The 15,262-nt window shown below is 64.1% G+C and carries 15 protein-coding genes; all 15 read left to right on the forward strand.

The window, feature by feature from the left end; genetic code table 11:
- Positions 1–519, forward strand: a 519-nt coding sequence (gene tsaB / locus O2807_03220; protein MDA0999515.1) for a tRNA (adenosine(37)-N6)-threonylcarbamoyltransferase complex dimerization subunit type 1 TsaB, incomplete at its 5' end; no start/stop codon positions are given.
- Positions 520–635: 116 nt separating this feature from the next.
- Complete coding sequence (locus O2807_03225; GenBank protein ID MDA0999516.1) at positions 636–848, forward strand: YdcH family protein; 213 nt, start codon at positions 636–638, stop codon at positions 846–848.
- A gap of 314 nt (positions 849–1,162) precedes the next feature.
- Complete coding sequence (ilvB, locus tag O2807_03230) at positions 1,163–2,929, forward strand: biosynthetic-type acetolactate synthase large subunit (GenBank protein ID MDA0999517.1); 1,767 nt, start codon at positions 1,163–1,165, stop codon at positions 2,927–2,929.
- 45 nt (positions 2,930–2,974) lie between these two features.
- The gene (ilvB, locus tag O2807_03235) at positions 2,975–4,669 is read left to right on the forward strand and encodes a biosynthetic-type acetolactate synthase large subunit (GenBank protein MDA0999518.1); all 1,695 of its coding nucleotides are present in this window, start codon (positions 2,975–2,977) and stop codon (positions 4,667–4,669) included.
- Positions 4,666–5,169: an acetolactate synthase small subunit gene (gene ilvN, locus O2807_03240; GenBank protein MDA0999519.1), complete on the forward strand. Its 504-nt coding sequence runs from the start codon at positions 4,666–4,668 to the stop codon at positions 5,167–5,169. The genes ilvB (O2807_03235) and ilvN (O2807_03240) overlap by 4 nt, the downstream gene beginning before the upstream one ends.
- On the forward strand, positions 5,169–5,699 hold the full coding sequence (ilvN, locus tag O2807_03245) for an acetolactate synthase small subunit (GenBank protein MDA0999520.1): 531 nt from the start codon (positions 5,169–5,171) through the stop codon (positions 5,697–5,699). The genes ilvN (O2807_03240) and ilvN (O2807_03245) overlap by 1 nt, the downstream gene beginning before the upstream one ends.
- A gap of 6 nt (positions 5,700–5,705) precedes the next feature.
- Positions 5,706–6,347, forward strand: a complete 642-nt coding sequence (locus O2807_03250; protein MDA0999521.1) for a phosphatidylserine decarboxylase — start codon at positions 5,706–5,708, stop codon at positions 6,345–6,347.
- Positions 6,325–7,161, forward strand: a complete 837-nt coding sequence (gene pssA / locus O2807_03255) for a CDP-diacylglycerol--serine O-phosphatidyltransferase (protein MDA0999522.1) — start codon at positions 6,325–6,327, stop codon at positions 7,159–7,161. Before O2807_03250 ends, pssA begins: the two co-directional genes overlap by 23 nt.
- A gap of 117 nt (positions 7,162–7,278) precedes the next feature.
- Complete coding sequence (gene lptD, locus O2807_03260; GenBank protein ID MDA0999523.1) at positions 7,279–9,660, forward strand: LPS assembly protein LptD; 2,382 nt, start codon at positions 7,279–7,281, stop codon at positions 9,658–9,660.
- Complete coding sequence (gene radC, locus O2807_03265) at positions 9,657–10,352, forward strand: DNA repair protein RadC (protein ID MDA0999524.1); 696 nt, start codon at positions 9,657–9,659, stop codon at positions 10,350–10,352. Before lptD ends, radC begins: the two co-directional genes overlap by 4 nt.
- A 109-nt stretch (positions 10,353–10,461) precedes the next feature.
- Positions 10,462–11,046 (forward strand): SIS domain-containing protein, encoded by a 585-nt coding sequence (locus tag O2807_03270; protein MDA0999525.1) that lies wholly within the window; start codon positions 10,462–10,464, stop codon positions 11,044–11,046.
- Positions 11,043–12,521 carry a D-glycero-beta-D-manno-heptose-7-phosphate kinase gene (gene rfaE1 / locus O2807_03275; protein MDA0999526.1) on the forward strand — a complete coding sequence of 493 codons (1,479 nt, stop codon included), beginning with the start codon at positions 11,043–11,045 and terminating at the stop codon, positions 12,519–12,521. The genes O2807_03270 and rfaE1 overlap by 4 nt, the downstream gene beginning before the upstream one ends.
- A 2-nt stretch (positions 12,522–12,523) precedes the next feature.
- Entirely contained in the window at positions 12,524–13,519 is a 996-nt protein-coding gene (rfaD, locus tag O2807_03280) for an ADP-glyceromanno-heptose 6-epimerase (GenBank protein MDA0999527.1), read from the forward strand.
- Positions 13,520–13,590: 71 nt separating this feature from the next.
- Positions 13,591–14,406, forward strand: coding sequence for an MBL fold metallo-hydrolase (locus tag O2807_03285; GenBank protein MDA0999528.1), 816 nt, complete (start codon positions 13,591–13,593; stop codon positions 14,404–14,406).
- Positions 14,403–15,262 (forward strand): adenylosuccinate lyase (purB, locus tag O2807_03290; GenBank protein MDA0999529.1); only part of this gene is annotated, 860 nt, incomplete at its 3' end. The genes O2807_03285 and purB, both read left to right, overlap by 4 nt.

Genomic DNA, 15,262 nt, shown 5'->3' on the forward strand with positions numbered 1-15,262 from the left:
GCACTCGGGCCGGGCTCATTCACCGGCCTTCGCATCGGCGTCTCCACCGGGAAGGGAATCGCGCAGGGACTGGGGCGGCCGCTCCACGGCATCTCCTCGATGGAGGCCATGGCGCGCGGGGCGCTCGATCTCCTCATGGAAGCGGGCAGGGCTCTTCCACGATGGCTGCTCCCCTACCGGGATGCCCGGCACGGGGAGGTGTTCACCGCCTTGTTCGGTCCCATCCGAAGCGGGGCGTGCCCGCGTGAGATGGACGACGCCGTCCGGGCGCCGGAGGATTTTCCGCTTCCCGCCGAGGGGGAGATTCTTTTCCTCTCCGGCGAGGAGGAAGCCGTCATCATGGAGAAATTCCCGGCCCCAACGGGCAGGACCGCCCACATGGTCATGGGGCCGGCCCCGGGCGCTGTGGCAAAACTCGTCTGGGAGGCCATCTCGCGCGGAGCGCCTGGGGCAGCTCCCGAGATGGGTCCCTCCTATCTCCGCCGCCCGCGAGCCGAGACCGAGTGGGAGAAAAAATAGGCTTGACCGCACACGGGGATTCCCTTAGGTTGGTCATACAGAAACAGTGGCCAACCACTTACGGGACCCTTTTATTTTGGATCCATTAACGCTTTAATAATCAGGGGGATACCGTCATGGAGACCCAGGAAGAGAACGAACTCACGAGCAACGCGGAAGGCGGAGTCGACATCGAGGCGCTGAAGGCGAAGCACACCATACTCGATGAGCGAGTTCGCGAAATCGAGGCCGAGCATATCCTCTCGCAGGAACAGGAGATGGAGATAAAGCGTCTCAAAAAAGAGAAGCTGGCGCTGAAAACCCAGCTCGCGGCGCTCGGCGTCTCCTGATCCTCAAGGAAATTCTGGGTTCCTCCGATAAGGTTCTGGAATCTGGGATGTTGACCCATTTCGGACAACTCCCTATAATGCCGCTGTTTTGTTTTGGGGGCTTCGCCGGGAACGGCGTTTCCCCTCCCTTCCTTTTTGGGGTAACGGCCAGATGGATCTGGTGGCGGTTTCGAAGGCAGCGAAGTCTGTCGTACTTGGGGGGCGGTGCGCTTTCACCCTTCGCCCCCTGATTTAGCTGCCTGAAAACGCCCGATTTACCAGACCCGGACGAATCGCCTCCCTGCCCCGGCGGGGACGGCAAGGAGAGAATGGCCGTGAGCTCCAAGTCAGAAGTGGCCACAAGGCTGAAAACCAAGAAGATTTCCGGCGCCGAGATCATCTACCGCGCGCTTGAGCACGAGGGGGTGAAGTACATCTTCGGCCACCCGGGCGCCGTGCTCCTCACCTTGCTCGACTTGTTCCTCAAAAGAAGCACGCTGAAGCACATCCTCACGCGGCACGAGCAGGGTGCCGCCCACATGGCCGAGGGATACGCCCGCGCCAGCGGAGAGGTCGGAGTTTGCCTCACCACTTCAGGACCCGGCGCCACCAACCTGATCACCGGCATCACCGACGCCTTCATGGACTCGGTGCCCATCGTCTGCCTCACCGGCCAGGTCGCCACCACCATGGTCGGAAACGACGCCTTCCAGGAGGCGGACATCGTCGGCATGACGCGAACCGTGACCAAGCAGAACTATCTCGTGAAGCGAATCGAGGATCTGGCCCCCACGCTCCATGAAGCCTTCTACATCGCCCGGACGGGGAGGCCCGGCCCCGTGCTCGTCGATCTGCCCAAGGACATCATCTTCGGCGAGGCAATCTTCGAGATCCCCGAGAAGATCGAGATCCGCGGCTACAAGCCCACGACGCGGGGCCACCCCCGGCAGATCCAGCGGGTCGCCGAGGCGATCGCCGAGTCCAAGCAGCCGCTCCTCTACGTGGGCGGCGGCGCGATTCACGCCGAGGCCCACGAGGAAGTCCTCAAGCTCGCCGAAACGGCCGACATCCCCGTGACGTGGACCCTGCTCGGCGCCGGCGCTTTTCCGAGCGCGCACGCGCTCTCCCTCGGAATGCTGGGGATGCACGGAACGGCTTACGCCAACTTCGCGACCTGCGAGTGTGATCTTCTCATCTCGGTGGGAGCGCGCTTTGACGATCGCGTGACGGGCAAGGTGTCCGAGTTCGCCACGCGGGCGAAGATCGTCCACATCGACATCGACCCGACCAGCATCGGGAAAAACAAGCCGGTGGACATCCCCGTGGTGGGGGACGCCAGGCAGGTGCTCCGCGAGCTGATCAAGCTGGTGAAAAAACAAAAACGCCCTCTCTGGCGAAAACGGATGGAGCGCCTCAAGAAGGAGTATCCCCTCACCTTCGATGCGCCGGAGGATGCCCCCATCAAGCCGCAGGAGGCCATCCTCGCCCTGAGCCAGGAAGCTGGCGATCGGGCCGTCATCACCACCGAAGTGGGCCAGCACCAGATGTGGGCCGCCCAGTACTACAACTTCACCTACCCGCGGCAGTTCATCTCCTCGGGCGGCCTCGGCACGATGGGCTTCGGCTTCCCCGCCGCCATCGGCGCCGCCATCGCGCGCAAGGACAAGATCGCCATCGACATCGCCGGCGACGGAAGCATCCAGATGGTCCTTCAGGAACTGTCCACCGCCGTCCAGTACGGCATTCCGGTCAAGGTATTCATCCTGAACAACTACGGCCTGGGCATGGTGCGCCAGTGGCAGGACCTTTTCATGGACCGGCGCTTCAGCGAGGTCGGCCTCGAAGTGTCGCCCGACTACGTGAAGCTCGCCGACGCCTACGGCGCCAAGGGCCTTCACATCGAAAAGCGGGAAGATCTCCGCCCGGCCATCCGGGAGATGCTCGATACGCCAGGCCCATTCATTCTCAACGTGGTGATCGACCCGGACGAGCTGGTCTTCCCCATGGTTCCGGCCGGCGGGGCGATCAAGGACATGATCCTCCGGGACGAGCGGAACAAGAAAAAAGCGAAGCGAAAGCTCAGCGCCCTGCCCGACAACTAACCGGGCGGCGCCTGCGGAAGGCAGATTCGACGAGGAGATACAGTTTTGAAACTGAACGCTTCCCAAATCATCATCGAGGAACTCAAGGCGCACGGCATCGACATGGCGTTCGGGATCCCGGGCGGCGCCATCATGCCCTTCTATGATGAGCTGATGAAGGCGGATTTTCCGCACATCCTCACCCGGCACGAACAGGGCGCCGCCCATATGGCGGACGGCTACGCCCGCGTGAGCGGCAAGGTGGCCGTCGTGGTCACCACCTCCGGGCCGGGCGCGACGAACCTCATCACCGGCCTGCTGAACGCCTACATGGACTCGGTGCCGATGATCGCCATCACCGGCCAAGTGGCCTCCCCGATGATCGGCACCGACGCCTTCCAGGAGGCGGACACCTACGGGTGCACCATTCCGGTGACGAAATACAACTGGCTGATCAAGGATGTCCGCGACACGCAGCACGTGATCCGCGAGGCCATCCGGGTGGCGACGACCGGCCGCCCCGGCCCCGTGGTGGTGGACATTCCCAAGGACATTCAGATTCAGGAGACCGAATACACGCCGGCCGGCGCGCAGGACCTCTCGCCCGCCGCGCCGCGCGTTTTCCCCGAGCCGGACATGGCGGCCATCGAGAAGCTGCTCGCGGCTCTCGAGAGCGCGCGGAAGCCGCTCATCCTGGCCGGCTCCGGCATCATCAAGGCGAACGCGGCGGAGGACCTGACCCAGTTCGCGCGGAAGGGCCAGATCCCGGTGATCAACACCCTGCTCGGCCTTGGCGGTTTTCCGGGGACCGACCCCCTCTCGCTCGGCATGCCCGGCATGCACGGCACGGCCTACGCCAACTTCGCGCTGGGCGACTGCGATCTGCTGATCAACCTCGGGGGGCGCTTCGACGATAGGGTGACGGGCAATGTGTCGAAATTTTGCCCGAACGCAATCATCGTCCACGTGGACATCGACCCGGCCGAGCTGGGCAAGCGCGTTCCGACGGACATCCCCATCCTGGCAAACGTAAAGGACGTCCTGCGCATCCTGAACCAGCGGGCCAAGAACAAGCCTCACAAGAAATGGCTTCAGCAGGTGGAAACCTGGAAGCAGGAGCATCCGCTCCACTACGACTGGGACGGGACGATCAAGCCGCAGTATGTGATTGAGCAGATCCAGGACCTGACGCGCGGAGACGCCATCGTCGTCACCGGCGTGGGACAGCACCAGATGTGGGCGGCGCAGTTCTACAAATTCAACGAACCACGGAATTGGGTGAGCTCGGGCGGCCTGGGCACGATGGGCTTCGGCCTTCCCGCCGCCATCGGCGCCCAGTTCGGCCGGCCGGAGAAGGACGTCTGGCTGGTGGATGGCGACGGCAGCTTCGCCATGACGCTCGTCGAGCTGGCCACCGCCTCGCACTACAACGTGCCGGTCAAGGTGGCGATCCTGAACAATACTTATCTCGGGATGGTGCGGCAGTGGCAGGAGCTCTTCTTCGAAAAGCGCTACTCTCACTCGCACTACCCGACAAACCCGGACTTCGCCCTCATCGCCGAGGGCTACGGCGTCCGCGGATTCAACATCCGCGACGTGAACGACGTGCGCAGCACGCTCGAACAGGCGGCGGAGATCGACGGCCCCGTCATCATGAACTTCCACGTGAACCCGGAGGAGAACGTCTGGCCGATGGTGCCGGCCGGAGCCGGGAACAATGAAATGCAGCTGGCACCGGCGGAAGTGGACAAGGCGAAATGAGACAAATCTTTTCCGTGCTGGTGAACAATCACGCGGGCGTTCTCTCCCATGTGGCGGGCCTGTTCACCCGCCGGGGCTACAACATCGAGAGCGTCGCCGCGGGACCGACCGAAAACCCCGAGACGACCCGCATCACCATCGTCGCCTTCGGCGAGAACGCCGAACTCGAGCAGATCGCCAAGCAGCTCGGAAAGCTGTACGACGTGCAGGAGATCACACAGCTCAACTACAACACCTCGATCACGCGGGAGCTTGTGCTGGCGACCATCTATGCCGGTTCCGAAAAGCGAAACGAGGTGATACAGCTCGCGAACGCCTTCGGCGCAAACGTCATCGGCATGTCGGACGAAACGATCACGCTGGAGATCAGCGGCAATGATCACAAGGTGTATACCGTTATAAAGGCGCTGGAGCGATACGGGATCTCCCGAATGGCGCGAACGGGCATGATCGCCCTTCCCTACGAGAAAATGCCCTCAGACTGGGAGCCGCTGAACTGATGAACGAACACGCCGAAAACGGAAAAGAAAAGACGCACTCTTTTGCCGTCCTCGTCGAGAACAAGTTCGGGGTCTTGGCAAAAGTGGCGAGCCTGTTCAGCGCTCGCGGCTACAACATCGACAGTCTTTGCGTGGGCACCACCCAGGATCCGTCCATCTCGCGGATCACGCTGGTTACCCGCGGAGACGACCGGATACTCGAGCAGATCCGCAAACAGCTCGACAAGCTCATCGACACGATCAAGGTGCTCGACCTCTCCGAGGACGACAGCGTTCAACGCGAGATGATGCTGATCAAGGTGAATGCGGCCCAGTCGAAGCGCACCGACATCCTTCAACTCGTTGAGATTTTCCGGGCGCGCATCGTGGATGTCACGATGGACACTTTCGTGATCGAAGCCACGGGAGACTCCGGCAAGCTCGCCGCCTTTCTCGATTTGCTGCGGCCGTTCGGGATCAAGGAAATATCCCGATCGGGCCAGGTCGCCATGTCCCGCGGCCCGAAGACGCTGAAGAGCAGCAAGGGATGACCCCGAATGACGGAAGAGAATAGGCGCCGCCTGCCCATCGCTCGCGAAGGATGGCGCTATGTTGCCGGTCTTCTGATCGCGGCTTTTCTCGCGGGTTTCCTCTGGAGCGGCATCGCGGCGGGGACGCTGGTTGTTCTCGCGTGCGCCGTGGCGGCGTTTTTCCGCAATCCCGAGCGGACCCCGCCGGCTGACCCTACGGCGGTGGTGGCCCCGGCCGATGGCCGGGTGGTGGCCGTGGCGCCGGGGGCGTGCGGCGGAGAGGTCATCCGCATCTTCCTCTCCCCCCTGGATGTCCACATCAACCGCTCGCCCGTGGCGGGCGAAATACGGGGCATCCAGTACCAAAAAGGCCGATTTGTCGCTGCTTTCAGGGAAGACGCCTCTGAAGTGAACGAGCGGAATTCTCTGGACATTCAGACCGACGCGGGCGAGAATTTCCGGGTGGTACAGATTGCCGGCGTGCTGGCCCGGCGAATTGTTTGCTGGTCCCGGGTCGGCGACCGCCTCCCCATGGGGGAGCGCTTCGGCCTGATTCAGTTCGGATCGCGGACCGACCTTCACCTCCCCGAAGGCTTTACGGCGTGCTGCCGGGTCGGGGATCGCGTCCGCGGAGGAGAAACGATCATTGCCCGGAAAAATCAAGGATAGGATTCAGGGGACCATCTCCCGCCGCCGGAGAAGGCGCCGGGGCCGCCGGGGCCACTCGCTCCAGCGCGGGATATTTCTTCTGCCCAACCTTCTGACAACCGGAAGCCTCTTCACCGGCTTCTACTCGATCATCAAGGCGATCCAGGGCGACTTCTGGACCGCCTCGCTCGCCATCCTCATCGCCATCGTACTCGATGGCCTCGACGGGGCGGTCGCCCGCCTGACGCGGAGCGCAAGCTCTTTCGGCCTTCAGTACGATTCGCTCTGCGACCTTGTGGCCTTTGGCATTGCGCCGGCCATTTTGGTCTTCACCTGGGCGCTGGCGCCCTACGGCCGGATCGGCTGGTTGGCGGCCTTCGTGTTCGCCGCGTGCGGCGCCCTGCGCCTCGCCCGCTTCAACGTCTTCGCCCTGACGGGAGAGGGCGGCACCTCCGACTTCCGCGGCCTCCCGATTCCGGCCGCCGGCGGCGTGCTGGCTTCTCTCGTTTTCCTGGCGGAGGATTTGTCCCTGCGCACCTATATCCCGCTGGCCGTTACGGCTGCGTTCGGCTACATCCTCGCGTTTCTGATGGTGAGCACCATCCGCTACCAGAGCTTCAAGCGCTTCGGCGGAAGGCTTAAACACCCATTCCGCGTCCTGGTGGGGGCTGTGCTCACACTTTTCGTCGCCGCGGCCATTCCCCAGGTCGTGGCCTTTCTCGTCATGATCGGATATGCCGCCTCGGGGCCGCTCCTCGCCATCCTTCACCGCCAGCGGACGCAAAAGGAGGACAGCCCCGCTCCCCAGGAAGAAGAACCCTCGCCCGCACCGTAAAATGGCCTCCCGCGTTGCCATCTGTGCTTCGCAACGTCATAATGCGCCGTATTTTTTTATCCCGATACTTTTGAATTTCATGCACTTGCGGGCCCCGACACCGCCGGAACCGGCCAGATGATGAGCATGCACAAAACCCTCGCCTTTGATCGAAAGCTGCGCTTCATTTTCATGGCGCCACTTCTGTTCCTCTTCTCCATCTCGATTGCCCTTCCCTCTATCTCGATTGCCGCTCCCTCCGCTTCCGAGAAAACAGGTACTCCTATTCTCCCCCCCGCCCCGGTCATCGGCACGCCCTCTAAAACACGTAAAATCCCTGGCCCCCAGATTCTACACAAGGAGGGGCTACGGTTCCTCCGCGATGCGGGCGCCAGCGCCGCCTTCACCGCCGACGAGATGCGTGAGGACCGCGCGCGAAAGCGCGTGGTCGGTAAAGGCTTCGCCGACATCCGCTTCTTGGGCAACCGGATCCAGGCCGACTACGTCGAAATCCAGACCGAAACGCGCGACGGCGTCGCCACGGGGAACATCGTCTTTCAGCAAGGCAACGACCGGCTCGTGGGCAGCCGGATCGAGTTCAACCTCGACAGCGAGAAAGTGACGATCTACGACGCGAGGGGCTACCTGGGCGCCACGTACTACATCAAGGCCGAAGTGATCCGGAGAGTCTCTGAAGACCGCTACGAAATCATAAGGGGCACCTTCACCACCTGCGAAGGAGACCGGCCCGATTGGCTCTTTGCGTCCCGGAAAACGAACTTCCAGATCGAGGGATACGCCCAGCTTTCAACACCGGTCTTTGAAATTTCCGGCGTACCGGTGGCCGCCTTTCCCTGGATGGTCGTCCCCGTCAAATCAAAGCGCGCCACCGGTCTGCTCATACCCATCATCGGATTCGGCAGCAGGAACGGCTATCAGCACCAGCAGGAATTCTTCTGGGCCATCAACCGCTGGTCGGACGCCACCTTCGGGGTGGGCTATCTCAGCAATAGAGGTGTCAAGACTACGGGGGAATACCGCTACATCCTGAGCAACAGCACCTCGGGCAACATCTTCGCCTCCTACCTCAAGGACAAGCTGGAAAACACCACCTTCATGGACATCCGCGGAGCCCACCACTCAGCCCTTCTCGGGGGCAGTGTGGACGCCAAGATCGACATCTCCCGCCGGGACAAGCTCGACCGCTCGCTCGAGGGGGATCTCGCCGAGCGCACGCGCCAGAACACGGACTCTTCCATTTTCTACACGCGCAGCTTTTCTTCGCTCTCCGGGATATTGCAAGCGGGGGCCCGCCGCCAGGAAGGCCTCGTGGACAAGGACGGGCAGATCTTCCAGAAATTCCCCGAAATCAGCCTCGACATCAACCAGAAGCAGCTGGGAACGAGCAACTTCTACTACAATCAGAAATCATCGTTCATATCGTTTCATCGGCTTGAAAATGAAAGGACCACCGATCTGACGCGGATTCACTTCGCCCCGCAGTTCCAGGTCCCCATCCAGACGGTTCCCTGGCTTGGCGTCACGCCGCGAGTTGGCTTCTTCGAAACCTACTGGACAGCGCAGAAGCGAAACCCCGCTGTCCCCAACAATCCCGACCGGGAGGATATCGCCGAATCGGGCCTCTCCCGCGAGTTGTGGGAGGCGGGCATCGACGTCTCTGGCCCCCGCTTCAGCCGGGTATATCCCGCCGAGATCGGCCCCTTCCAGGGCTTCAAACACATCGTCTCCTTGAGCAGCGGCTACACATACATCCCGGCCATGGACGCCCAGGACAGGCGCCTCATCATCCCCATTGACGGAGTGGACTCGCTTGGAGACGTGAACACCATCTCCTACGGCATCAACAACCGCATACTTACCAAAATCCGCGGAGAGAGCGGCTTCGAGACCCGCCAGCTGGTCTCCGTCGATCTGAACCAGTCCTTCGACATCGCCGAGGCGCGCCGTACGCAGAATCCCGAGAGAAAAAAACGGCCTTTCGGAAATGTCGCCCTGATAGTGCAGTCTCGCCCCTTCTCCAAGCTCCGGCTTACGCACGAGGAACAATACAACGTCTATGTAGGCAAGATCATGTCGCACACGACCGGCTTTCAGCTCAACGGCGGGCGCAACTGGTTCCTGAACATTGATCGGACCTGGAAGCGGCTACAACCCGGCGAATTCGCCCAGGGCGAGGAGAGCTCCGTGAATCTCGCGGCCGGAATCGCCATCACGCCGAGATGGTTCATCGAGTACGCCACGCGGATCAACAAGGTGGAAAACCTCACCCTCGAGCAAACGGTCATCCTCCGCTACAAGGGCTGTTGCTGGGGCTTTGCGGTGACCATCACCGACACCCGGGATGAGAGCGAAATCTTCTTTACGATCGAGTTGGTCGGCCTTCTGGAGGGCTCGCGCGCGCCCGCCTTCAAGAGCCGCCGGCAAACGAGCAGCCAGGGCCGCTTCCTGGGCGGGAACTCCCTCTCCCCCTTCCGGTTCCAGGAACCCTCGAACCAGTGAGCGCCCGCCGGAACTCCATCCGACACTGGCCCATCTCCGAGCGCCCGCGCGAGCGCCTGCTGGAAAAAGGAAGCGATGCGCTCAGCGACGCCCAGCTGCTCGCGATTATTCTGCGCACCGGGGATCAGGGCGTCTCCGCCCTCGATCTGGCCATCGCCCTTCTCGATCGCTTCGGAAGCCTGGCCGCCCTCGAAGCCGCACCGGTGGCGGACATCTGCGATCTCAAAGGCATCGGTCCCTCCAAGGCCGCCCAGATCAAGGCCGCCCTCGAGATCGGCCGGCGCGCCCTCCGCAAGGAGGAGAGCGAAAGGCCGGCTTTTCACGGCGGCGCCGATGTTTACCGCTACCTCGCCCCCGCCATGGCCCACCTTCCCCACGAGGAATTTCGCCTGCTCCTGCTCGATGCGAAGCACCGTCTTTTGCGCGAGACGACCATCTCCCGCGGCACGTTGATGGGAACCTCGGTCGATCCGCGCGAGGTGTTCGGCGCCGCCCTCCGCGAGCGCGCCGCCGCCGTCGTCTGCGCCCACAACCATCCGAGCGGCGAGCCCGCCCCCTCCGTGGAGGATCGCGCCTTCACCGCCCGCCTCCGGGAGGCCGGACATCTCCTGGGAGTTCCCCTTCTCGACCACGTCATCATCGGCCGCTCGGGCTTCTTCAGCTTCGCCGAGTCGGAATGGCCCCCCTCTTGAGTTCTTGAAAAGGCAGACAGCCTGGGATAAAGTCGCTTCAGCAGGAAACTCTCCCATCCGCCCTCGCCCCGCGAAGGCCGACCGATTGGCCAGGGAGCTTGAGGAACCGGTGAAACTCTCCGCACAGGAATTCTTGGCCGACCGGGGCAAGCGCTACGCTGCCCTGGGCGAGAGCGCCCTGCCGGCCGGGGTGGAACCCATCGCCCGGGCGGTGGTGGGCTGCCTCGAAAAAGGCGGAAAAATCCTCGTCTTTGGAAACGGGGGGAGCGCCGCCCTCGCCCAGCACTTCTCCGGCGAGCTGGTCGGAAGGTTCCTCGGCGAGCGCCGCCCCCTGCCCGCCATCGCCCTCACCACCGACACCAGCACCCTGACCGCCATCGGCAACGACTTCGGCTTCGATCAGGTCTTCTCCCGGCAAATCGCGGGCCACGGCAAACCGGGCGACCTGGCGCTTGCTCTCACCTCGAGCGGCAACTCCCCCAATCTCATCGCCGCCCTCGATGAGGCAAAAAAGATGGGGCTCGTGACCTGCGCCCTCTCGGGAAAGGGCGGGGGACCTGCCGCGGAGCGCGCGGAACTCGCCGCGATCATTCCCTCGGATGACACCGATTTCATCCAGGAGGCCCAGAAGGCCATCATTCATTTTATCTGCCACCGGGTGGAAGCCGCTTTCACGGACGGGGAGAAAGCGTGAGCCAGCTCCTGCCGCGCCTGCTGGAGGGCAAAAAACCGCGGATTCTCGTCGCGGGGGACCTGATCCTCGACCGCTACGTCTGGGGCGAGGTGGACCGCATCTCGCCGGAGGCCCCGGTCCAGGTGCTCCGCTGGCAGTCCGAGAACGAGGTGCTGGGCGGGGCGGCCAACGTCGCCCACAATCTCTCCGCCCTCGGGTGCGAGGTGCGTCTTCTGGGGGTGGCCGGAGAGGATGCCGAGGGCGATCGTCTCGATGCGCTGGCCCGGGAGGCCGGCATCTCCGCCCGGCACGTCCACCGCACCGGCGAGCGGCCCACCTCCTGCAAGACTCGGCTCATCGCCCGCGGCCAGCACGTCCTGCGCGTGGACAAGGAGGGGGCCGGATATCTCTCGTCAGACGCCGAAAAAAACCTGATCGCCTCTCTTCCCGATGCGCTCGATGGGATGGACGGCGTCATCTGCTCGGACTACCTCAAGGGAGTGCTCTCCCCCGGCTTCCTCAAGGCGATCACGAAAGCGGCGAGCGCGCGCGGCATCCGCATCGTGGCCGACCCCAAGGGAACCGATTATGGAAAATACCGCGGCGCCACCGCCCTGACCCCCAACCTCGCGGAGCTGGCCCAGGCGACCGCCCTGCCCGTCAAAAGCCCCGCCGAACGGGAGCGGGCCGCAATGCAGCTCCTCGAGGCGGCCGCTGCCGAATGGATTCTTCTCACCCAGGGGGCCGGGGGGATGACGCTCTTCGGAAAAGACGGGACCCTTTGTCATGAGCCCGCGCGCGCCCTCGATGTCTACGACGTGACCGGTGCGGGCGACACTGCGGCCGCCCTCTTCGGCCTCGCCCTCTTCGGCGGCGCAGCGCCCGAGGAGGCCGTGCGCCTCGCCAACCTGGGCGCCGGCATCGTGGTCGGAAAGGTGGGCACGGCCACCCTGAGCCGCGAGGAACTTGAGGCGGCCTTGATGGGCCAGGACCCGGGAAGAGGCGCGAAGCTCTTCCGCGCGACAGACCTCGCCGCCCGGCTGCAGATCGAGCGGGCCAAGGGGCGGAAGGTCGTCTTCACGAACGGCTGCTTCGACATTCTGCACGTGGGCCACATCCAGTACCTTCAGCAGGCCCGCCGGCTGGGGGATTTCCTCATCGTCGGCCTCAACGACGACGCTTCGGTCCGAAAGCTCAAGGGCACGGGCAGGCCCCTCATCGCCGGTCCCCAGCGGGCGGAGCTCCTCGGCGCGCTCGCCTGCGTGGATGCGGTCGTCTTTTTCGCGGAGGACACCCCCCTCGCCCTCATCGAGGCGGTCCGGCCCGACATCCTCGTCAAGGGGGGCGACTACACGCCCGATCAGGTCGTCGGCCGCGAGGCGGTCGAATCCTTCGGGGGCAAGGTCGAAGTCCTCCCCTTCATCGAGGGCTTCTCGACTTCCAGCATCGTGGATACCATCATCGAGCGCTACGCCCCGCCCCGGGAGGGCGCCTGAGGGTGGCGGCCGAGCGCGCGGGAATTGTGGTGACCGGCGCGGCCGGCTTCATCGGCGCCCGGCTGGCGGCCAGACTCATCGCCGAGGGCGAGCGGGTGATCGCCGTGGACACGGCGGACTACTTCACCGGCAGGACCCAGATCGCGGACCTCTACCGCAAAGGCCCCGCCGCCGGCATCGTGGACCGGGACGAATTCTTCGGCTGGCTGGAAAAGGCCCCGCCCCTTCAGGCCATCCTCCACATGGGCGCCTGCACCGACACCGCCGAAACGGATGAAGGCTATCTGGCGCAAATCAACACCGCCTACACCCGCCGGCTCTGGGAGTGGGCCGCCGCAAAGGGAGTCCCCCTTTATTACGCGAGCAGCGCCGCCGTCTACGGCGCGGGCGAGGAGGATTTCGACGACGATGCCCCGCCCGAGAATCTCAGTCCGCTGAACCCCTATGGGTGGTCCAAGCTCCGCTTCGACGCCTGGGCCCTCACGGAGGGGCAGGCCCTGCGTCCCCCGAAATGGGCGGGGTTCCGCTTTTTCAACGTCTACGGCTACGCCGAGGCCCACAAGGGCCCCATGGCGAGCGTCCTGAATACGGCGTTCCGGGACATTCTGGAAAAGGGGAGCATCCGCCTGTTCCGCTCCCATAAAGAGGGAATCCCCGACGGTCACCAGAAACGGGATTTCGTCTTCGTGGACGATGTGGTAGATCTACTTTGTCATGTGTTGAGAAAAGGCGTTCCAGACGGTATTTATAACCTGGGGACGGGGGAAGCCCGCACTTTCCTCCATCTGGCGCACGCCGCCTTCGCCGCCCTGGGGCGCGAACCCAACGTGGTATTCTTTGACACACCGCCCGAAATCCGCCCGCGTTACCAGTATTTCACGCAAGCCAAGATGGACAAGCTTCGCCGCGCCGGCTATGCGGCGCCCTTCCTCTCCATCGAGGAGGGCACCCAGCGCTATTGGGAGCGCTTGAAGGGGGAGCTGATTCCATCCAGGTAGCCGAAGGGCCGGAAGCGCAGCCAAACGCGCCTCAAAAGTCTTTTGGTTTCGTCCTCTCAGGAGACGCCGCGGTGGAGATCGCTCTTCTGGCCAGCGGAAGCAAAGGGAACGCCACCCTCGTGCGCGAGGGAGGGGCCTGTTTTCTGGTGGACGCCGGCATCAGCGCGCGCCGCATCGAAAAACATCTGGCCGAACTCGACGTCCTGCCCCAGGAGCTGCTCGGCATCGTCCTGACCCACGAACACTCCGACCACATCCGCAGCGTGCGGACGATGGCCCGCCGCTGGGACATCCCCGTCTGGACGAACCGCGCCACCCGCGCCGCGGGCGCGCATCTTCTGGCGGATATCCCCCGCTTCCACGAGGTCGAAGTCGGCGTCCCGCTCCGCATCGGGCCGGTGAAGCTGGTCCCCTTCAGCACGCCGCACGACGCGGCCGACCCCTTCGGGCTGATTCTCGAAGCGGAGGACGGCTACCGCATCGGGCTGGCCACCGACATCGGCTTCGCGACCCGGCTCCTGCACGAAAAACTCATGGGGGTGAACGGCGTGGTGCTGGAATTCAACCACGACCTGGACATGCTGCAGGATGGGCCCTACCCCTGGCACGTAAAGCAGCGCATCCGCGGAAAGCTGGGCCATCTCAACAACGAGGACGCCGGCCTGCTCCTCGAGGAGATCGCCACCTCCGATCTCGAGTGGGTGGTCTGCGCCCACATCAGCGAGGAGAACAACGCGGGAGGCTTCATCCGCGAGCGGGCGATGGGCGCCCTCCTTCAAAGGGCCGAGGCGCACAAAAACGGCCCGGCGGCGCTCCATCTCGCCTCGCAGCACGCGCCCTCCCCCCTTTTCGGCGCAGGCACCGCGCTTCGGGAGGATGCCCGTTGATACCGCGCTACACCCGGCCCGAGATGGCCAAAATCTGGGAAGAGCGGGAGAAGATCCAGCGGATGCTGGATGTGGAGATCGCCGTCTGCGAGGTTCAGGCCGAGCGCGGGGAGATCCCGGCCGAGGCCCTCGCCGAGATCAAGAAAAAGGCGGCCTTCGACCCCGCGCGCATCCGCGAGATCGAAAAAACCACGAAGCACGATGTCATCGCGTTTCTCACGAACGTAGCCGAGAACGTGGGACCGGCCTCCCGCTTCATCCATCTGGGGATGACGAGCAGCGATGTCCTGGACACCGGGCTCGCCCTGCAGATGGTCGCCGCCGCCGACATCATCCTGGCGGACCTTGCCCGGCTGCGGGAGACCCTCAAGCGAAGGGCCTGCGAGCACCGGCGCACGCCGATGGTCGGCCGCACCCACGGGATGCACGCCGAGCCCACCACGCTCGGCCTCAAGATCGCCATCTGGTGCGAGGAATTCGGCCGGGCCGAAGAAAGGATGGGGGGCGCCCGCGAGACGATCCGCGTCGGCGCCATCTCGGGCGCGGTGGGGGCCGCCCCGCACATCCCGCCCGATATCGAGGAGGAGGTCTGCAAGCGCCTCGGCCTTCGGGCCGCGCCGGTGAGCAGCCAGATCATCCAGCGCGACCGCCACGCGGAGTTCATGTCGGCGCTGGCGCTCATCTCGGCGAGCATCGCGCGCGTCGCCACCGAGGTGCGCCACCTGCAACGGACCGAGGTGGGCGAGGCCGAGGAGTACTTCAGCAAGGGACAGAAGGGAAGCTCCGCCATGCCCCACAAGCGGAACCCGATCGTCTCCGAACAGCTCTGCGGCCTGGCCCGCGTCGTCCAGGGAAA

Source organism: bacterium, from assembly GCA_027622355.1.
Lineage (GTDB): Bacteria > UBA8248 > UBA8248 > UBA8248 > UBA8248 > JAQBZT01.